Source organism: Streptomyces sp. NPDC044106 (assembly GCF_056433985.1).
In genome coordinates, this window is record NZ_JBWKFZ010000008.1 from 184,209 (window position 1) to 202,607 (window position 18,399).

The following is an 18,399-nucleotide window of genomic DNA, read 5'->3' on the forward strand; positions in this document are numbered from 1 at the left end:
CGGATCTCTCTTGACGCTCTCGGGCGCACCCGCTTACATTGCTTCCATATAGCAGAACTAAATTTCCACAATGCGGAAACAGAAGCTCACCGCGGGGCGCGACGGGAGCCGGATCCGCCAGCCGAATCCGGCAGCCGAAGAGCTGTCGAAGCTGTCGAAGCAGGAGAACCCCATGGCTCGTATGACCGCTGCACGCGCGGCAGTTGAGATCCTCAAGCGCGAAGGCGTCGTCAACGCGTTCGGTGTGCCGGGCGCCGCGATCAATCCCTTCTACAAGGCGCTCAAGGAGGGCGGTGGCATCGACCACACCCTCGCCCGCCACGTCGAGGGCGCCTCGCACATGGCCGAGGGCTACACCCGGGCCGACCCGGGCAACATCGGTGTCTGCATCGGTACGTCGGGCCCGGCGGGCACCGACATGATCACCGGCCTGTACTCCGCGACCGGTGACTCGATCCCGATCCTCTGCATCACCGGCCAGGCGCCGACGCACCTCCTGCACAAGGAGGACTTTCAGGCCGTCGACATCGCGACGATCGCCAAGCCGGTCACGAAGATGGCCGTCACGGTCCTGGAGGCCGCGCAGGTCCCCGGCGTCTTCCAGCAGGCTTTCCACCTGATGCGCTCGGGCCGTCCGGGCCCGGTCCTCATCGACCTGCCGATCGACGTCCAGCAGACCGAGATCGAGTTCGACCCGGAGACGTACGAGCCGCTGCCGGTCTACAAGCCGACCGCGACCCGCGCCCAGATCGAGAAGGCGATCCGCTTCCTGGTCGAGTCCGAGCGCCCGCTGATCGTCGCGGGCGGCGGCATCATCAACGCCGACGCGTCCGACCTGCTTGTCGAGTTCGCCGAGCTGACCGACACGCCTGTCGTGCCGACCCTGATGGGCTGGGGCACGATCCCCGACGACCACGACCTGAACGCCGGCATGGTGGGCCAGCAGACCGGCCACCGCTACGGCAACGCGACGTTCCTGGAGTCGGACTTCGTCCTCGGCATCGGCAACCGCTGGGCCAACCGCCACACCGGGTACGCGCTGGACGTGTACACCGAGGGCCGCAAGTTCGTGCACGTCGACATCGAGCCGACCCAGATCGGCAAGATCTTCGCCCCGGACTACGGGATCGCCTCCGACGCCAAGGCCGCCCTCGAACTCTTCGTCGAGGTCGCCAAGGAGCTGAAGGCGGCCGGTGAGCTGCCCGACCGCTCCGCGTGGGTCGCCTCGCACCTGGAGCGCAAGGAGACCCTCCAGCGCCGCACGCACTTCGACAACATCCCTATGAAGCCGCAGCGCGTCTACGAGGAGATGAACAAGGCCTTCGGCAAGGACACGCGCTACGTCACGACGATCGGCCTCTCGCAGATCGCGGGCGCGCAGATGCTGCACGTCTACAAGCCCCGCCACTGGATCAACTGCGGCCAGGCGGGCCCGCTCGGCTGGACCATCCCGGCCGCGCTCGGCGTCGCGAAGGCCGACCCGGACACGCAGGTCGTCGCCCTCTCCGGGGACTACGACTTCCAGTTCATGATCGAGGAGCTGGCGGTCGGCGCGCAGCACCGCATCCCGTACGTCCATGTCCTGGTGAACAACGCCTACTTGGGCCTGATCCGCCAGGCGCAGATCGGCCTGGACATCAACTTCCAGGTCAACCTGGAGTTCGAGAACCAGAACAGCCCCGAGCTCGGCGTCTACGGCGTCGACCACGTCAAGGTCGCCGAGGGCCTGGGCTGCAAGGCGATCCGCGTCACCGACCCGAACGAGCTGGCGGCCGCCTTCGAGCAGGCCAAGAAGCTCGCCCAGGAGCACCAGGTGCCGGTCGTCGTCGAGGCGATCCTGGAGCGCATCACGAACATCGCGATGAGCCCCACGGCCGACATCAGCGCGGTCAAGGAGTTCGAGGAACTCGCCACGGAGCCGGGCCACGCGCCCACGGCGATCCGCCCGCTGAAGGTCTGACACCGGCCTGCCCACCGACTGGGGCGGCCCACCCGTGGGGGGTGGGCCGCCCCTTTGGCGTGCGGAGGCTCCGAGGGCTCTCCGGGGGCTCCGGGGCGCCAGGAGAGCGGTACGGCACCGACAGCGGCTGCGACACACGCCTCCGCGCCCACACGCACACGCACATCTACACGCAGGCATCCGCCCATGGGTCGCAGCAGGCCTACAGGGCCGACTCCGTAGCCATGGCGGCCGTCCGACACCCGCGACGCCTACGACATCCCCAGCGAGCAACTCACCGCTACCGCACACCTGTTACCGTGCGCCCGGACCGCACACCCGTACCGCACACAAAGAAGAGCGCCGAGTACGGGACCGTCCGTACTCGGCGCTCTGGCCATGAGCTCTTGAGTTGTGACCGCCCGACCGCGCGCGACTGGCGGAACATGCATACGCGCTGCCGGGCGGAGTCTGTGGGCCCCGAAGGGGGCGTCGGCCGGGACCGCGGCGGCTGCGATTGGACCGGGGGTTTCCTCCCCTCAGGTCGAGAAGGAAGCCGTCGGACCTTGACCACCGCACTGGCTCGCAGAGCCGCCGCGGACCGTGCCTGCCCGGCCGCGTCACGTACCACCCCTCATCCGGGTCCGTGACATCGGCTCGGGCTCAGCGCCGGTGAGTCGACCTCCCGTCAACTCACCGGCGCAGCCTGGGAGTTACTCGCTCAGTCCTCGCGCAGGGCGCGGACGGCCTCCTCGACGCGCTTGCCGTAGTCGGCGTCGGCGGCGTGGAAGTGGGCGAGGTTCTTCTCGATGACGTCGTCGCGGGAGACCTGGGACAGGCCGCCGGCGATGTTCGCCACCAGGCGCGACTTCTCGTCCTCGGACATCAGGCGGTAGAGCTCGCCCGCCTGGAAGAAGTCGTCGTCCTTGGTGTGGGTCGCGGCCGCGTGCGTGCCGGTGTAGCCGGCGACCGCGAGCGGCGCGGACAGCGGCCGGCCGGTCTCGGCGGGGCCGTCGTACGAGTTGGGCTCGTAGTTCTTGCGGTCGCGGCCGTAGGCGTTGGACGCCATCAGGCCGTCGCGGCCGTAGTTGTCGGCCTTGGTCGCCTTGGGGGCGTTGACCGCGAGCTGGGTGTGGTTGACGCCCAGGCGGTAGCGGTGCGCGTCCGCGTAGGCGAACAGGCGGCCCTGGAGCATCTTGTCGGGGGAGGGGCCGATGCCGGGAACGAAGTTGTTCGGGGAGAAGGCGGCCTGCTCGACCTCGGCGAAGACGTTGTCGGGGTTGCGGTCGAGGACCAGTCGGCCCACGCGCTGCAGCGGGTAGTCCGCGTGCGGCCACACCTTGGTGAGGTCGAACGGGTTGAAGCGGTAGTCCGCCGCGTCGGCCGCCGGCATGACCTGCACGTGCAGCGTCCAGGACGGGTTCACGCCGCGCTCGATGGCCTGGAGCAGGTCCGTCTGGTGCGAGTTGGGGTCCTTGCCCGCGATCTCGGCGCCCTGCTCGGCGGAGAGGCAGCGGATGCCCTGGTTCGTCTTGAAGTGGTACTTGACGAAGAAGGCCTCGCCCTTGGCGTTCGTCCACTGGTAGGTGTGCGAGCCGTAGCCGTTCATGTGGCGGTACGAGGCGGGGATGCCGCGGTCGCCCATCAGCCAGGTGACCTGGTGCGTGGCCTCGGGGGCGTGCGCCCAGAAGTCCCAGACGTTGTCCGGCTCCTGCTTGCCCGTGAAGGGGTCGCGCTTCTGGGAGTGGATGAAGTCGGGGAACTTCAGCGGGTCCTTGATGAAGAACACCGGGGTGTTGTTGCCGACGAGGTCGTAGTTGCCCTCTTCGGTGTAGAACTTCACCGCGAAGCCGCGTGGGTCACGGACGGCGTCCGCGCCGCCGAGGTTGTCGGCCACGGTCGAGAAGCGCAGGAAGACCTCGGTGCGCTTGCCGATCTCGCCGAGGAAGTCGGCGTGCGTGAAGCCGGTGACGTCGTCGGTCACCTCGAAGTAGCCGTACGCGCCGGAGCCACGGGCGTGCACGACGCGCTCCGGGATGCGCTCACGGTTGAAGCGGGCCAGCTTCTCCAGGAGGTGCTGGTCCTGGAGGAGGATCGGGCCACCGACGCCGGCGGTGGCGGAGTTCTGATTGTCGGCGACGGGGGCGCCGGACTCGGTCGTGAGCACACGCTTCGACATGGTGGCGGGGTTGACCTTCCGTACGGAACTGCTTCGACTGACGACGGTGTTCGGGAGCGTATGGAGCCCTGAGCAGCTACGTCAACAGTTTGTTGAAGTTTTTGGGTGGGTCTTGTTCACGGCATGGGGCGTGAGGATGAGGCGTGAGGCATGGCAGAGGGTTCCGGGCCGCGGCGACGCCTGGGCGCGACAGGACAGGTGTCAGCGCCACCGCGGCCCGGAAGTTCGTGGGAGAGCTCCGGGTGGTTAGAGCTCGGCGCCCGAGAGGCGCTCGACGGAGCGCAGCAGGGCGGAGTGGTCCAGGCCGCCGTCACCCTGCGCACGCAGCGAGGCGACGAGCTGGGCGACGACCGCGCCGACCGGCAGGGCGGCGCCGACGTTGCGGGCGGCGTCGGTGACGATGCCCATGTCCTTGTGGTGCAGGTCGATCCGGAAACCGGGCTTGAAGTCGCGGTTCAGGAAGTTGTCCTTCTTGCGGGTCAGCACGGTCGAGCCGGCGAGACCGCCGTTGAGGACGTCGAGCGCGGCCTTCAGGTCCACGCCGGACTTCTCCAGGAAGACCACGGCCTCGGCGCACGCCTGGATGTTGACGGCGACGATGAGCTGGTTGGCGGCCTTCACGGTCTGGCCCGAGCCGTGCGGGCCGCACAGCACGATGGTCTTGCCCAGGGCGTCGAGGAGCGGCTTGGCCTCGTCGAAGTCGGCCTGCTCGCCGCCGACCATGATGGAGAGCACGGCCTCGATGGCACCGGCCTCGCCGCCGGACACCGGGGCGTCCAGGACGCGCAGGCCCTTCTCCTTGGCGGCCTTGGCCAGGTCCACGGAGGTCTGCGGGGTGATCGACGACATGTCGACGATCAGCGCGCCCGACCTCGCGTTCTCCAGGATGCCGTCAGGACCGTACGCGATGGCCTCGACCTGCGGGGACGCGGGCACCATCGTGACGATCACGTCGGCGTCCCTGACGGCTTCCGCGATCGACTTCGCGGCGGTGCCGCCGGCGGCCGAGAGCCGGTCCAGCTTGTCCTGCTCCAGGGTGTAGCCGGTGACGGAGTAACCCGCCTTGATCAGGTTCTCGGACATGGGGGAGCCCATGATGCCGAGGCCGATCCACGCGATCTTGGGAAGGTTGCTCATGAGGGTGCCTCTCTAACTGCTGTCGTACGTCGGGGTGTTGGCGCTCAGCGCGCGGCGCGGGCCTCGGCGGGCAGCCAGTCGAAGGCCTCGGCGCTCGGGCGGTCGCCTGCCTTGTACTCCAGGCCGACCCACCCGTCGTAACCCGCCTTCTTGAGCTGGTCGAGAAGGCCCTCGAGGGGGAGCGAGCCGGTGCCGGGGGCGCCGCGGCCGGGGTTGTCCGCGATCTGCACATGGCCGGTCCTGGCCGCGTACTGCTCGATGACCGCGGGGAGGTCCTCGCCGTTCATGGACAGGTGGTACAGGTCCATCAGGAACTTGGCGTTGCCGAGGCCGGTGGCCGCGTTCACCTTGTCCACGATCTCGATCGCCTTGGGGGCGCTCACGATCGGGCACTTGGGCGACTCGGGGGCGTTCAGCGCCTCGATCAGCAGGATCGCGCCGACGCGGTCGGCCTCGCGGGCCGCGAGCACCAGGTTCTCCAGGGCGAGTTCGTCCTGGACGGCCGGGTCCACGCCGTCGACGCGGTTGCCGTACAGCGCGTTCAGCGCCGTGCAGCCGAGGGACTTCGCGAAGTCCGCCGCCACCGCGAGGTTGGCGCGGAACTTCTCGCTCTCCTCGCCGGGGATCGACAGGGCGCCGCGGTCCGGGCCCGGCAGCTGCCCGGCGTAGAAGTTCAGGCCCACGAGCCGCACGCCCGCGTCCTCGATCGCCTTCTTCAGGGCGTCGAGCTCGGACTGCTCGGGGGTGGGGGCGTCGACCCAGGGCCACCACAGCTCGACCGCGCCGAAGCCCGCCTTCGCGGCGGCCGCGGGGCGCTCCAGGAGCGGGAGCTCGGTGAAGAGGATCGACAGGTTCACATTGAAGCGCTGGTCGGAGTATCCCATGGGGCTTCCGCGCTCCTTCCGTATTGCGGAAGTTCATTTCTGCTTGATGGAAGACTGCCTGCGATCTGCGGAAGCTGTCAAGAGGGGACTGCCGAAAATTCGAGCGGCGGCGCTAGGTTGTTGAGCGTGCGATTGAGAGTGGAGTTCACAACCGAACCCTTCGATCTCGACGAGGCACCCGCGCATGCGCTGGTGGCCCGCGAGGTCATACAGGGAGCCCCGCTGGACGCCGTGGACGTAGGTCCCTTCGGCAATACGGCGGAGGGGGACGTCGACGCGGTGCTGACCGCCGTCGACGCCATGCTGCGCCGGTCCCTGGGTGCCGGCGCCACTCGCGTCTCGCTCCAGGTCAACGTGATCGGCGAGCCGGGCGGTCCGGCGGACCCGGGGGAGGCGGATAAGTGACCGGTTTCGGGGACGACCCCTTCGTCGCCGCGGTGAAGCCGCTGGTGGACGCCATGGGCGGCGAGATGGTGCCGCCCGACGAGGCGGGGACCGACGATGTGGTGCTCAGCTGGGAGGGCGAGGACGTGGTGGCCGTGCGGCTGCCGCAGCTCGCCGACTCCCTCGACCACATCCTGCTCGCCCTTGAGCGCAAGCAGGGCCGTCCCCTCTCTGAGCTTGACCGCAAGTCCAAGCAGGAGGTCGTACGGATCCTGGAGGCGCGCGGCGCGTTCTCCGTCCGGCACGGCGTGGAGACGGTGGCGGGCGCCCTGGGCGTCTCGCGTTTCACCGTGTACAACTACCTGAACAGGGAAAATGCCGCGAAGGGCGACTGACCGCCCCCAGTTGCCCCGCTGCCCCTCTGCCGCGAGTCACGCTGTGCAGCCGAGCCGTCACCCGTATTGCCGGGTGGCGGCTTCTTTGTTCAAGTTATTTCAACAAAGTGTTGACGCTGCGTTGTTGAAGGTCTTAGCTGTTCCGCAGCCCGTCCAGCACAAGGCCACGGAGGCTCCCCGTGACTTCGAGTACACAGCGCTTTGCGGGGGAAGCCCCCACACCCCCCGCGGGTCTCACCCGGTTCAACGCCTTGGAGGAGGCCGCGGCCACCGCCGCGCTCCACGAGGCCTGCGCCTCCTCGGCCTGGGGAAGCAAACTGCTCTCCCGGCGCCCCTACGCCACCGCCGAAGCCCTCTTCGCCGCGAGCGACGCCGCCATGGCCGAGCTCACCGCGGAGGATCTCGCCGAGGCGATGGCGGGGCACCCGCCGATCGGCCGCCCGAAGCCCGGGGACCCGACCTCGTCCCGCGAGCAGCGGGGCATGGCGGGCGCCTCGGCGGAACTCCAGGCCGAGATGCTCGAACTGAATCTGGCCTACCAGGACAAGTTCGGACACGTCTTCCTGATCTGCGCCACCGGTCGCACCGGTGAGCAGATGCGGGACGCGGTCAAGGAGCGGATCGGCAACTCGCCCGAACAGGAGCGGGAGATCGTCCGCTCCGAGCTGGGCAAGATCAACCGCATCCGCCTGACCCGCCTCCTGGAAGAGGAAGCCGCATGAGCACGGAAACGACCGCCTCGGTGTCCACGCACATCCTGGACACCAGCGTCGGACGCCCCGCCGAGGGCGTCGCCATCTCGCTGTGCGCCCGCAGCGGCCCGGACGCCGAGTGGCTGGCGCTCGGCGGCAGCGCGACCGACGCGGACGGGCGCTGCAAGGACCTCCCGGCGCTGCCGGAAGGTGTCACACACGTACGTCTCGACTTCGAGACCGAGGCGTACTTCCTGACCAAGAACAACCAGCAAGCCGAGGCGCAGCAGGACGCCCCCGCGAATCGGGACAGCGGTGCGACCGGAGCGTTCTTCCCGGAGGTGGCGATCACGTTCGCCGTCACGCCGGGCGAGCACTACCACGTACCGCTGCTGCTCAACCCGTTCGGCTACTCCGTTTACCGAGGGAGCTAGCAGACATGCCCACCATTCTGGGACAGAACCAGTACGGCAAGGCTGAGAACCGGGTCGTAAAGATCACGCGGGACGGCGACACCCATCACATCAAGGACCTGAACGTCTCCGTCGCCCTCTCCGGCGACCTGGACGACGTGCACTACAACGGCTCGAACGCCAACTGCCTGCCGACGGACACGACGAAGAACACCTGCTTCGCGTTCGCCAAGGAATACGGCATCGAGTCCGCCGAGCAGTACGGCATCCACCTCGCCCGGCACTTCGTGGACAGCCAGCCCTCGATCCACCGCGCGCGCATCCGCATCGAGGAGTACAGCTGGGAGCGCATCGGCGGCTCCGACAGCAACTCCAAGTTCATAGGCGCCGACGAGGTCAAGCACTCCTTCGTCCGCAAGGGCCAGGAGACGCGGCTCGCCCAGATTACCTATGACGGCGAGAACTTCGAGGTCCTCTCGGGTCTGAAGGACCTGACCGTGATGAACTCCACGAACTCCGAGTTCTGGGGCTACATCAAGGACAAGTACACGACGCTCCAGGAAGACTACGACCGCATCCTCGCCACCTCCCTGTCCACCTGGTGGCGGCACAACTGGACCAACGACGAGCAGCGCATGCCGAGTTGGGAGCGGAGTTACGAGCAGGCGAAGAAGCACATCCTGCACGCCTTCGTGGAGACCTACTCGCTGTCGCTTCAGCAGACGCTGTACCAGATGGGTTCGCGGGTCATCAACAACCGCAGCGAGATCGACGAGATCCGCTTCTCCGCGCCCAACAAGCACCACTTCCGTCAGGACCTCTCGCCCTTCGGCCTCGACAACGCCGCCAAGGACGGAGCCGTCTACTACGCCGCCGACCGCCCGTACGGCCTCATCGAGGCCACGATCCTGCGGGACGGCGTCGAGCCGAAGATCCCGGTCGACATGACCAACCTCTGACGCGGGATGCGCGCCCCCGCTCCACCGCAGTGGGCGGGGGCGCGCCACACCGGAGGGAACAGCAATGGCACAGCCTGCAAAGGGGCCGGCACCAGCCGAAGGCCCGTGTTCCACCCCACCGGACGTAGCTGACAGCGCAGCAACTGCCCCCTGTCACCCGGTGGATGAGAAGCTCCACCCCTCGCGGCTCGTCCCCGCCGCGCTCCAGCACATCGCCGCCATGTACGCGGGTGTCGTCACCCCTCCGCTCATCATCGGCCAGGCCTGCGGCCTGGAGACCGTGGCCCAGACCCGGCTGATCGCCGCCGGTCTGCTGATCGCCGGTCTCGCCACCATCCTGCAGACCCTCGGCGTCAAGGGCTTCGTCGGCAACCGCCTGCCGTTCGTGAACGCCGCCTCCTCGGCCGGTATCGCGCCGATCCTCGCCATCGCCGAGACCAACGCCAAGGGCGACCAACTCCCCGCGATCTACGGCGCGGTGATGGTCGCCGGCGTCTTCTGCCTCGCCGTCGGCCCCTTCTTCGGCAAGCTGCTGCGCTTCTTCCCGCCGCTGGTCACCGGCGTCGTCATCACCCTCATCGGCGTCACACTGATGCCGGTGCCCGTGAAGTGGGCCCAGGGCGGCGACGAGAGTGACCCGACGTTCGGCAACATGAGGTACCTGGCGCTCGCCGCCTTCACGCTCGTCGTGATCCTGCTCTTCCAGCGCTTCGGCCGCGGCTTTTTCAAGCAAGTCGCCCTGCTCGCCGGGCTGTTCATCGGCACGCTCGCCGCGATCCCTTTCGGCATGGCCGACTTCACATCGGTGCAGACGGCCCCGCTCGCCGCCCTGCCCACGCCGTTCGCCTCCGGCGCGCCCGTCTTCCAGCCCGCCGCGATCCTCTCGCTCTGCATCGTGATGCTCGTCCTGATGACCGAGTCCGCGGCCGGCATGCTCGCCCTCGGCGAGATCTGCGAGCGCAAGACCGACGGGAGGACGATCACCCGTGGCCTGCGCACCGACGGCATCGCCACCCTGGTGGGCCCCGTCTTCGGCGGCTTCCCGACCTCCGCCTTCGCGCAGAACGTCGGTGTGGTCTCGCTGACCCGGGTGCGCAGCCGGTACGTCGTCGCCGTCGCCGGTGGCGCGCTCATCGTCCTCGGCGCCTTCCCGGTGCTCGGCGCGGTCGTCAACGTGGTCCCCATGCCGGTCCTCGGCGGCGCGGGCATCGTCCTCTTCGGCTCCATCGCGGTCAGCGGCATCCGTACGCTCTCCGAGGCGGGCCTCGACGACAGCTCCAACATCATCCTGGTGGCCGTGTCGCTCGGGGCGGGCATCATCCCGCTCGCCGCGCCCACCTTCTACGCGGACTTCCCCGCGTGGGCCCAGACCGTGCTCGGCTCCGGCATCAGCGCCGGTGCGCTCGTGGCGGTCTCGCTCAACCTGTTCTTCCACCATCTCGGCACCCGTGGCGGCGCGCGGAGCGCGGCCGCGGCACTCAAATCTTCCTAGGGTCATGCCGTGCCCACATCGCATCGCCACCAGTAGAGAAGGAAGCACCATGGCTGCAGCATCGGCAACCCGGGAAGGCGCCGTAGAGCGCATCGTCATCGAGAACGCCGCCATCGCGACGGTCGACGCCAACGACACCGAGTACGCCTCGGGATACGTCGTCGTCGCCGGCAACAAGATCGAGTCGATCGGCGCGGGCAAGGCCCCCGAGGGCCTGGCGAACGTGGTGCGCCGTGTCGACGCCACCGGCCACCTGGTCACCCCCGGCCTGATCAACACGCACCACCACTTCTACCAGTGGATCACCCGGGGCCTGGCCACCGACCACAACCTGTTCAACTGGCTGGTGGCGCTCTACCCGACCTGGGCGCGCATCGACGAGCAGATGACGTACACGGCCGCGCAGGGCTCCCTCGGCATGATGGCCCGCGGCGGTGTCACCACCGCCATGGACCACCACTACGTCTTCCCGCGGGGCTCCGGCGACCTCTCCGGCTCCATCATCCGCGCCGCCTCCGAGATGGGCGTCCGCTTCACCCTGGCCCGCGGCTCCATGGACCGCAGCGAGAAGGACGGCGGCCTGCCGCCGGACTTCGCCGTCGAGACCCTGGAGGGCGCGCTCGCCGCGACCGAGGAGACCGTCAAGAAGCACCACGACGCCTCCTTCGACGCGATGACCCAGGTCGCCGTCGCGCCCTGCTCGCCGTTCTCCGTCTCGACCGAACTCATGCAGCAGGGCGCCGAGTTGGCCCGCCGCCTGGGGGTACGCCTGCACACCCACGGCAGCGAGACGGTCGAGGAGGAGAAGTTCTGCCACGAGCTCTTCGGCAAGGGCCCGACCGACTACTTCGAGTCGACCGGCTGGCTCGGTGAGGACGTGTGGATGGCGCACTGCGTCCACATGAACGACTCCGACATCGCCGCGTTCGCCCGCACCGGCACGGGCGTCGCGCACTGCCCGTCCTCCAACGCCCGCCTCGCGGCCGGCATCGCCCGGGTGCCCGACATGCTGAAGGCGGGCGTCCCGGTCGGCCTCGGTGTCGACGGCACCGCGTCCAACGAGTCCGGCGAACTCCACACCGAGCTGCGCAACGCGCTGCTGATCAACCGCCTCGGCGCCCACCGCGAGGCCGCCCTGACCGCCCGTCAGGCGCTGCGCCTCGGCACGTACGGCGGCGCGCAGGTCCTCGGCCGTGCCGCGCAGATCGGCTCGCTTGAGGCCGGCAAGCTCGCCGACCTCGTCCTCTGGAAGATCGACGGCATCGGACACTCGTCCATCGCCGACCCGGTGACCGCCATCGTCTTCGGCGCGGCGGCCCCGGTCACGCTCTCCCTCGTCAACGGCAGGCCGGTCGTCGAGGACGGCCGCCTGCTGCACGCCGACGAGGACGCCATCGCCCGCTCCACGCGGGACCAGGCGCAGCGACTCGCGCGGATCGCCGCCGGGAGCTGACACCGAGAACTCCGGTCAGGGGGGACGGCCCCTGACCGGACTTGAGCAGCCGAGCGGGCTGCTCAAGTGCCGCCCCGGAACGCGGCCCAAAGCTTCGCGTTCCCGGGGCGGTCAGTACTACCTGGGCGCATTTCCCACAACTGCACACCGAGCAAGTCCTTGCACCACGCACCACCTCCCAGAAGCGAAAAGTGCCGGCGGCCCCGCCGGGACCGGAAAACAACCGGAGGAGCCACAGTGGCCACTCAGCCCAGGTTCACCAAGCAAGGCACCACCCCTGAGCCACCCGGAAGCGACGGCGGAACCGCCATACATCCGGTCGACGAGAAGCTCCCCGCGATGAAGATGGCGACCACCGGCCTCCAGCACGTCGCCGCCATGTACGCGGGCGTCGTCGCGCCGCCGCTCATCGTGGGTGCCGCGATCGGCCTCTCGCCCAAGGAACTCACCTTCCTCACCGGTGCCTGCCTCTTCACCGCGGGCCTCGCGACCTTCCTGCAGACCCTCGGGTTCTGGAAGATCGGCGCCCGGCTGCCCTTCGTCAACGGCGTCACCTTCGCCGGTGTCGCGCCCATGCTCGCGGTCGTCGAATCGACCGACAACAAGGACGACGCGCTGCCGCTCATCTTCGGCGCGGTGATCGTGGCGGGCGTGCTCGGCTTCATCGCCGCCCCGTTCTTCTCGAAGCTGGTCCGCTTCTTCCCACCCGTGGTGACCGGCACGGTCATCACCCTCATCGGCATCTCACTGATGCCGGTCGCCTTCGGCTGGGCACAGGGACCCGTCCCCGGCGCCCACGACTACGGCTCCATGAAGAACCTGGGCCTCGCGGGCATCACCCTCGTCGTCGTCCTGCTCCTTCGCCGCTTCACCACCGGCTTCGTCAAGCAGATCGCGGTCCTGCTCGGCCTCGTCATCGGCACCGTCATCGCGATCCCCTTCGACGCCACCGACTTCGGCCCGATCGGCGACGCGGACGTCGTGGGCTTCCCGACGCCGTTCCACTTCGGCGCCCCCCAGTTCGCAGCCGCCGCGATCGTCTCCCTCTGCGTCGTCATGGTCGTCTCCATGACGGAGTCGACGGCCGACATGCTGGCCCTCGGCGAGATCGTGGAGCGGCCCGCCGACGAGAAGACCATCGCGGCCGGACTGCGCGCCGACACCCTCGGCTCCGCGCTCAGCCCGCTCTTCAACGGCTTCATGTGCAGCGCCTTCGCGCAGAACATCGGCCTGGTCGCGATGACGAAGATCCGCAGCCGTTACGTGGTCGCCGCCGGCGGTGGCTTCCTGGTCCTGATGGGCCTGTGCCCGATGGCCGCCTCGCTGATCGCGGTCGTGCCGCGCCCGGTCCTCGGCGGCGCGGGCGTCGTGCTCTTCGGCTCGGTCGCGGCGAGCGGCATCCAGACGCTGGTCAAGGCCAACCTGGAGCGGGACAACAACGTCCTCATAGTCGCCGTCTCGCTGGCCGTCGGCCTGATCCCGATCGCCGCGCCGGAGTTCTACCACGCGTTCCCGGAGACCGCGAAGATCATCCTGGACTCGGGCATCTCGACGGGCTGCGTGGCCGCCGTGCTCCTGAACCTGGTCTTCAACCACATCGGCAAGGGCCGCGAGGAGGACGACGTGACGGCTCCGATGGAGCCCGGCAGGGAGATCGCCGAGACGCGCGTGCCGGGGCAGGCCGTGGCGCACTGAGCCACCGGCGACCTACCCGGTCCGAACTCCTCCGGGGCGGTGGCCCCTCGCGCGGTCAAGTGCCGTGCGAGGGGCCGCTGTTCAGCTGTCGATGTCCATGGCGTCCGCCTGATCCGGCGCCGCACCGCCACCGGCCGGGATCACCTTGAGGATGTTGCCGTTCTTGTCGCACAACTCCGCACGCAGGATGTGGCCGGCCTGCATGCCACGCCAGAAGATGACCTCCTGCTGCTGGACGAAGGCCGTGGTGCCCAGCGTGTCCACCAGGTCGATGCCGCCGGGAGCACTGATCACATAGCGGTAGCCGCTGCCGTCGGGCTGCCGTGCCCAGTCGGGCACGTACCCGCCCGGCGATCGGGTGGTGCTGACGAAACCGGTCTTCTGGAGCAGCTTCTGGTAGTGCCGCAGGCTGGCGGGCAGCTTCTCGTTCCAGGCGTCGAACCCCTTGCCGAGGATCTCGTCGGGCGTCCGCTTGTCCCACCGGTAAAGCAGCTCGTTGTCCTTGCGGTAGCGCAACGGCGGGAGCGGGCGCCCCTGCTTCCTGTCCTCGCGCATCGACTTCACCTTGCCGGGATCAGGGCCGTACGTACTCTCCCCGAACCCCACCGCGGGCTGCGGCGTCGGCGTGGTCTCGCGCGGGTACTTGCCGCGCTCCGCCATGAACGTCGCGTAGTCGTACTCGTCCGCCTCCGAGTCCATCCCGCCGTCCGACAGCTCCTCGGCGTCGGAGAAGTCCCGCGCGTCGACGTCCATCGCGTTGGGGTCCCGGCCGGGCGCGCGCTGCACCGCGGGCCGCTCCTCCTGCTGGTGGCCGCAGCCCGCCCCGTGCCGGTGCTGCTCCTGCTCCCCGGCGCGGCCGTCCTTGCGGAGCATCTGGACGACGGCCGCGTTGCCCGCCGCCCCTTGCAGGGCGAGGAGCCCGTGGAGCGGGGCGTCGGCCGGGGCCGCGGGTCTGCGGGCCGCGGTCCGCGCCTTCGCGGCGTCGTGCTTTGCGGCGTGGTCATGGTCGCGCAACGGGACTCCTCCAGGTACAGAGCGACCCACTCTGCCCTCAGGACCCCCGTCGGGGCCAGGAACCGAAGGGCAGCATCGCGTGCAGTCCTCGTGGTCCGATCGCTTGACCTCACGTGTTCCTGAGGTCCGAGGATGCGGAGCGGGGAAGCCCGCAGGGGGCGTCCCGCTCCAGACCGCCACGGGGAGCCGTCATGCGTAGCGATGCGTCAGGCACGGACGTCACCGTTCGCCGACGTGGCCACCCGTCTTGAGGCGGTGACCCCGTTGCCCGCCTCCGCGGGACGCCTCACGCACGTGCTGGTGAAGGAGGACGGGACCTGGCGGATCACGTCCTCCCGGACCACCCCGAGCCTCGGCTGAACGGCCGCCTTCAGGGGTGGTCGTACCAGGAGAACGCGGCGATCCGCCAGCCTTCCGGCGTGCGGACGAACTGCATCGTCTTCGTGCCGCCGCCCTCGAACGGCTCGCCGTCCATGACGCCCGCCTTGGCGTACTCGCCGAACCGGCACGCGATGTCGCCGGCGATGTCGGTGCGTTCCGAGACCTCCCACTCGGCGAACTCGACGAGACGTCCTTCGGTGAGCAGCCGCTCGCGGGGCTCGATGAACTCCTCCACGGTGTAGGCCGCGTACTGCGGTCCCGTCACGACGATCACGCCGCCGGGCAGCATGAGCCGTCGGATCCTGGCGACGTCCGCGGCCTTGCCGCCGCGGTTGTCGAAGGCCCCGAAGAACTCGGCGGTCAGTGCGTCGATTTCGGCCTTGGGGTGCTCGGCCTCGGGTATCTCGATCTCGGACATGCCGGGACCGTAACACCCCTATTTCCCGCACACCGGCGCGGAGTTGACCGAGCCACCCGCGTTCTCGTCGTCCGTGCCGAGCACGGCCCTGCCGCCGGCGCCCGGCGCGCACTCGACCGCCTCGATCTTGACGCCCTTGAACTTCCGTACGACCTCGGGGGACTTGGCGACGGACAGCCGCACCGTGCCGGAGCGGCTCACGGAAAGCTTGCCCGCGTTCAGGACCGCCGAGGCGAAGGGGCCGTCGTCGCCCGCGTCGGACGCCGAGCTGATCACGAGGCGGCCCGAGGGCGTGACGGAGATGTCCGAGGCGTGCCGGACGTCACCGGTCGGGTAGGGGGCGCGGAGCCGGGCCGTGGCGACCGGGCCGAAGTCGGCCTCGCCGTACCGGTTGAAGGAGAAGGGCGCGGCGTGCAGCGTCGCAGGACGCTTCTTGCCCGCGCCCCGGTCCGCCCAGACCGCGGCCATCTCTCCGTGCCGCGAGGTCAGCGCGAAGCTCTCGTAGTTGTCGCCGTCGGCTATCCCGGGGAGCGGGGAGGTGTCGAGGACCTCGACCCCGGACCCGGACACCTTGAGGTGGTAGACCAGGCCGCGGCTGGCCAGGGCCACGTACTCGTCGTGGGCGCCCGGCACCGCCTCGATCGCCTCCAGGTCGACGGGCTCCGCGGTGCCCGCCCAGGCGAGCGGTGTGACGTGGGTGGCGGTGGAGCGGTCGCCGTCGGCGCCGGGGCGGTAGGTCAGCCGGGCGACGCGGTTCTCGCCGGGCTTCTTGTTGTCGCGCACGACGACGGCGTCCGTCCGCCCGTGCCGGTGGCCGCCGCTCGTGACGGCGAGCCCGCTGATGCCGGACCTGATGTCGTCGCCGACCTTCTGCCAGCCGCCGCTCGGGGCGTGCGCCGCGGACGCCGTGAGGCCGCCCGCCGACAGGAGGGCGGCTGTCGCGGTCAGCACGGTCGTGGCCGTACGGAGGAACATGGAGATCTCTCACCTCGGTGCGGATCGAGCGCAGGTCGAACGCAGGGACGGCTGTGATGACGCGCGTAGACGGGAAGTTGGCGGGGACCGTACCCAGTTCAACCACCGCGAGGCAAGAGGTGAGAGGGAAGAGGCAAGAGGGGGGCGCGGGCGCGCGGGACGCCGAGGGCGCCCCGCGCGTCCGACTCATCCGATGTGGTACGGGTCCCCGTAGACCTTCCAGTCGAGCGGCGTGTCCAGGTTGAGGTTCCGCTTCTTCAGGAACACCCGCTGCGCGGTGTCGACCCGGCTGGTGTCCTCGTGGGCCTCCTCCTGCTTCATCGCCCAGACGCGCGCGTCGAGGAAGGCGTTCAGGTACGTCACCTCGTCGCCGCCCTGGGCCGGCGGCTTGGCCGAACGCAGGGCGCGCTTGCGGATGTTGCGGAAGCTGGTGGAGTCGCCGCCGTCGCCGTGCATGACGATCGCGTCGTAGTAGCAGAACTGGCCGAGGACGCCGATGCCGTCCGTCTTGCCCTGCTTGACCGCGGGGTTGAAGTAGACGCGGTCGCGCTCGTCGTTCTGCGCCTTGCGGAACTCCGCGTCGGTGTCGGCGGCCCGCTCCCAGTCGCGCTTGAAGTTCGGGTCGAGGCCGTCGTGCGAGTCGGTGCCGTCGACCCGGCGCAGCGCCGGGAGGTACTTGGCCAGGACGTTCCCCGGCTTGCGCTGCGTGTAGAGCTCGACCAGGTCGAGCATGTCGCCGGTGCCGGAACAGAAGCCGATGATGCCCGCGGTGTAGCCGCGGCCGTCGTCGATGTCCTCGCAGTATCGATACTGCTTCTTCCAGTCGAGGGAGGAGTTCTCCGCGCTGCAGACGATCTGCATCGCGATCTCCTTCTTCGCCGGGTCGTCGAGCCCGCCCGCGGAGATCCGCGGGGCGGTGGGCCGGGGCGAGGTGGACCGGGACGAGGTCTGGGTCGCGTTCGCCGTCTGCGTGGCGAGGAGCGGGCCCGCGACGGCCGCGGCGCCCATGAAGGCGAGCAGCTTGCGGCGGGAGCTGTTACGGGGGGTGTCGGTGGTGCGCGGGCGTATGTGGGGGGTCTCCACGAGGGCCTCCAGATAAGGGAGTTCACGGTTCCGCGTCTGTTAGGAAGGTTTCCTACCAGAGATTGGGGATGACGTATACCCGTCAAGCGACGATGAGTCCGCGGCACCGAATGGCCGGACCTCGCTCTGGCCGCCGGCCCCACGGGTCCGTACGCTCCCCCTCGCTCACGCAATCCGCTCCAGGCACCGCAATGCGTTCCACGCATCACAGGCAGCTCTCCAACCCCCCTCCTCAGAAATGGAATGGAGAACCATGGCCGGTGCACTGCTGCTGAGCGGCGCCCTCGTGGCGCTTTTCGGCTCGACGCTCCCCGCTCAGGACACGTCCACGATCCTGGACCCTCCCCCGGACAAGATCGTGATCGAGGTCGCCACGGTGAACGGTTCCGGGTGCCCGCTGGGCACCGCGGCCGTCGCCGTCTCCCAGGACAACACGGCCTTCACGGTCACCTACAGCGACTACCTCGCCCGTACGGGTGCGGGGGCCGACCCCACGGCCTTCCGTCGCAACTGCCAGCTCAACCTCATCGTGCATGTCCCGCAGGGCTTCACGTACGCGATCGCCAGCGCCGACTATCGCGGCTACGCCTCGCTCCAGGCGGGCGCCAAGGGTAAGGAGAAGGCCTCGTACTACTTCCAGGGCTCACCCCAGACGACGTCCATCAGCCATGAGTTCAAGGGCGCCTACAGCGACAACTGGCAGGCGACGGACTCGACGGACTGGGCGCAGCTCGTCTGGGCTCCGTGCGGGGTGAAGCGGAACTTCAACATCAACACCGAGCTGCGGGTGGACGGCGGGACATCCGATCCGGCGAAGTCGAGCTTCATGACGATGGACTCGACGGACGGGGACATCAGCACGGTGTACCACCTGGCGTGGAAGGAGTGCCCGCGCGCCTGAGTCCT

At 69.2% G+C, this 18,399-nt stretch carries 18 protein-coding genes; 11 read left to right on the forward strand and 7 right to left on the reverse strand.

Translation table 11 applies throughout. The features are described from left to right. Positions 1-172 precede the first annotated feature (172 nt). Positions 173-1,960 carry a glyoxylate carboligase gene (gcl, locus tag AC07DI_RS16265; RefSeq protein ID WP_478905097.1) on the forward strand — a complete coding sequence of 596 codons (1,788 nt, stop codon included), beginning with the start codon at positions 173-175 and terminating at the stop codon, positions 1,958-1,960. A 700-nt stretch (positions 1,961-2,660) separates the two neighbouring features. Here gcl and AC07DI_RS16270 read toward each other — a convergent pair. The 3 genes from AC07DI_RS16270 to AC07DI_RS16280 form a co-directional block, all read right to left on the reverse strand. Beyond that, a complete protein-coding gene (locus AC07DI_RS16270; RefSeq protein ID WP_478904944.1) occupies positions 2,661-4,118 on the reverse strand; it encodes a catalase in 1,458 nt (485 codons plus the stop codon). A 246-nt stretch (positions 4,119-4,364) separates the two neighbouring features. Next, positions 4,365-5,255: a 2-hydroxy-3-oxopropionate reductase gene (locus AC07DI_RS16275; protein WP_384248304.1), complete on the reverse strand. Its 891-nt coding sequence runs from the start codon at positions 5,253-5,255 to the stop codon at positions 4,365-4,367. 44 nt (positions 5,256-5,299) lie between these two features. Further along, positions 5,300-6,139 carry a TIM barrel protein gene (locus tag AC07DI_RS16280; RefSeq protein ID WP_384248303.1) on the reverse strand — a complete coding sequence of 280 codons (840 nt, stop codon included), beginning with the start codon at positions 6,137-6,139 and terminating at the stop codon, positions 5,300-5,302. Between the two features lie 126 nt (positions 6,140-6,265). Here AC07DI_RS16280 and AC07DI_RS16285 point away from each other — a divergent pair, with 126 nt between their 5' ends. From AC07DI_RS16285 to AC07DI_RS16320, 8 genes are all read left to right on the forward strand, one after another. Continuing rightward, positions 6,266-6,544: a YkoF family thiamine-binding protein gene (locus AC07DI_RS16285; protein ID WP_355805625.1), complete on the forward strand. Its 279-nt coding sequence runs from the start codon at positions 6,266-6,268 to the stop codon at positions 6,542-6,544. Next, on the forward strand, positions 6,541-6,918 hold the full coding sequence (locus tag AC07DI_RS16290; RefSeq protein ID WP_478904945.1) for a helix-turn-helix domain-containing protein: 378 nt from the start codon (positions 6,541-6,543) through the stop codon (positions 6,916-6,918). The genes AC07DI_RS16285 and AC07DI_RS16290 overlap by 4 nt, the downstream gene beginning before the upstream one ends. A 179-nt stretch (positions 6,919-7,097) precedes the next feature. Continuing rightward, on the forward strand, positions 7,098-7,640 hold the full coding sequence (gene uraD, locus AC07DI_RS16295; RefSeq protein ID WP_478904946.1) for a 2-oxo-4-hydroxy-4-carboxy-5-ureidoimidazoline decarboxylase: 543 nt from the start codon (positions 7,098-7,100) through the stop codon (positions 7,638-7,640). Beyond that, positions 7,637-8,044 (forward strand): hydroxyisourate hydrolase, encoded by a 408-nt coding sequence (gene uraH / locus AC07DI_RS16300; RefSeq protein ID WP_384248298.1) that lies wholly within the window; start codon positions 7,637-7,639, stop codon positions 8,042-8,044. The genes uraD and uraH overlap by 4 nt, the downstream gene beginning before the upstream one ends. A gap of 5 nt (positions 8,045-8,049) precedes the next feature. Next, complete coding sequence (gene pucL / locus AC07DI_RS16305; RefSeq protein WP_306337172.1) at positions 8,050-8,982, forward strand: factor-independent urate hydroxylase; 933 nt, start codon at positions 8,050-8,052, stop codon at positions 8,980-8,982. A gap of 64 nt (positions 8,983-9,046) precedes the next feature. After that, complete coding sequence (locus tag AC07DI_RS16310) at positions 9,047-10,474, forward strand: nucleobase:cation symporter-2 family protein (RefSeq protein WP_478904947.1); 1,428 nt, start codon at positions 9,047-9,049, stop codon at positions 10,472-10,474. Positions 10,475-10,523: 49 nt separating this feature from the next. Then, positions 10,524-11,927, forward strand: a complete 1,404-nt coding sequence (locus AC07DI_RS16315; protein ID WP_478904948.1) for an 8-oxoguanine deaminase — start codon at positions 10,524-10,526, stop codon at positions 11,925-11,927. A 339-nt stretch (positions 11,928-12,266) separates the two neighbouring features. After that, positions 12,267-13,622 (forward strand): nucleobase:cation symporter-2 family protein, encoded by a 1,356-nt coding sequence (locus AC07DI_RS16320; protein WP_478905098.1) that lies wholly within the window; start codon positions 12,267-12,269, stop codon positions 13,620-13,622. Positions 13,623-13,703: 81 nt separating this feature from the next. Here AC07DI_RS16320 and AC07DI_RS16325 read toward each other — a convergent pair whose 3' ends face one another. Further along, on the reverse strand, positions 13,704-14,636 hold the full coding sequence (locus AC07DI_RS16325; protein ID WP_478904949.1) for a scabin-related ADP-ribosyltransferase: 933 nt from the start codon (positions 14,634-14,636) through the stop codon (positions 13,704-13,706). Between the two features lie 234 nt (positions 14,637-14,870). On the opposite strand from AC07DI_RS16325, the gene AC07DI_RS16330 reads away from it, so the two are divergent. Then, positions 14,871-14,996, forward strand: coding sequence for a hypothetical protein (locus tag AC07DI_RS16330; RefSeq protein ID WP_478904950.1), 126 nt, complete (start codon positions 14,871-14,873; stop codon positions 14,994-14,996). A gap of 10 nt (positions 14,997-15,006) precedes the next feature. On the opposite strand, the gene AC07DI_RS16335 is transcribed toward AC07DI_RS16330, so the two are convergent. The 3 genes from AC07DI_RS16335 to AC07DI_RS16345 all read right to left on the reverse strand — a co-directional run bounded on the left by AC07DI_RS16335 (position 15,007) and on the right by AC07DI_RS16345 (position 17,493). Further along, entirely contained in the window at positions 15,007-15,435 is a 429-nt protein-coding gene (locus tag AC07DI_RS16335) for a nuclear transport factor 2 family protein (RefSeq protein ID WP_478904951.1), read from the reverse strand. An 18-nt stretch (positions 15,436-15,453) separates the two neighbouring features. Continuing rightward, entirely contained in the window at positions 15,454-16,410 is a 957-nt protein-coding gene (locus AC07DI_RS16340) for a hypothetical protein (protein WP_478904952.1), read from the reverse strand. Between the two features lie 186 nt (positions 16,411-16,596). Continuing rightward, positions 16,597-17,493 (reverse strand): chitosanase, encoded by an 897-nt coding sequence (locus AC07DI_RS16345; protein ID WP_478904953.1) that lies wholly within the window; start codon positions 17,491-17,493, stop codon positions 16,597-16,599. Between the two features lie 253 nt (positions 17,494-17,746). Between AC07DI_RS16345 and AC07DI_RS16350 the strand changes: the two genes are divergently transcribed. Further along, positions 17,747-18,394 (forward strand): DUF4360 domain-containing protein, encoded by a 648-nt coding sequence (locus AC07DI_RS16350; RefSeq protein WP_478904954.1) that lies wholly within the window; start codon positions 17,747-17,749, stop codon positions 18,392-18,394. The last annotated feature ends 5 nt before the right edge of the window (positions 18,395-18,399 follow it).

Excerpts from the sequence above, each read along its gene's own strand:
- AC07DI_RS16350 (WP_478904954.1), top strand. The coding sequence starts at position 17,747 with ATGGCCGGTGCACTGCTGCTGAGCGGCGCCCTCGTGGCGCTTTTCGGC.
- AC07DI_RS16320 (WP_478905098.1), top strand. The coding sequence starts at position 12,267 with ATGAAGATGGCGACCACCGGCCTCCAGCACGTCGCCGCCATGTACGCG.
- AC07DI_RS16280 (WP_384248303.1), bottom strand. The coding sequence starts at position 6,139 with ATGGGATACTCCGACCAGCGCTTCAATGTGAACCTGTCGATCCTCTTC.
- gcl (WP_478905097.1), top strand. The coding sequence starts at position 173 with ATGGCTCGTATGACCGCTGCACGCGCGGCAGTTGAGATCCTCAAGCGC.
- AC07DI_RS16340 (WP_478904952.1), bottom strand. The coding sequence starts at position 16,410 with ATGTTCCTCCGTACGGCCACGACCGTGCTGACCGCGACAGCCGCCCTC.
- AC07DI_RS16315 (WP_478904948.1), top strand. The coding sequence starts at position 10,524 with ATGGCTGCAGCATCGGCAACCCGGGAAGGCGCCGTAGAGCGCATCGTC.
- AC07DI_RS16270 (WP_478904944.1), bottom strand. The coding sequence starts at position 4,118 with ATGTCGAAGCGTGTGCTCACGACCGAGTCCGGCGCCCCCGTCGCCGAC.
- pucL (WP_306337172.1), top strand. The coding sequence starts at position 8,050 with ATGCCCACCATTCTGGGACAGAACCAGTACGGCAAGGCTGAGAACCGG.
- uraH (WP_384248298.1), top strand. The coding sequence starts at position 7,637 with ATGAGCACGGAAACGACCGCCTCGGTGTCCACGCACATCCTGGACACC.
- AC07DI_RS16335 (WP_478904951.1), bottom strand. The coding sequence starts at position 15,435 with ATGTCCGAGATCGAGATACCCGAGGCCGAGCACCCCAAGGCCGAAATC.
- AC07DI_RS16310 (WP_478904947.1), top strand. The coding sequence starts at position 9,047 with ATGGCACAGCCTGCAAAGGGGCCGGCACCAGCCGAAGGCCCGTGTTCC.
- AC07DI_RS16275 (WP_384248304.1), bottom strand. The coding sequence starts at position 5,255 with ATGAGCAACCTTCCCAAGATCGCGTGGATCGGCCTCGGCATCATGGGC.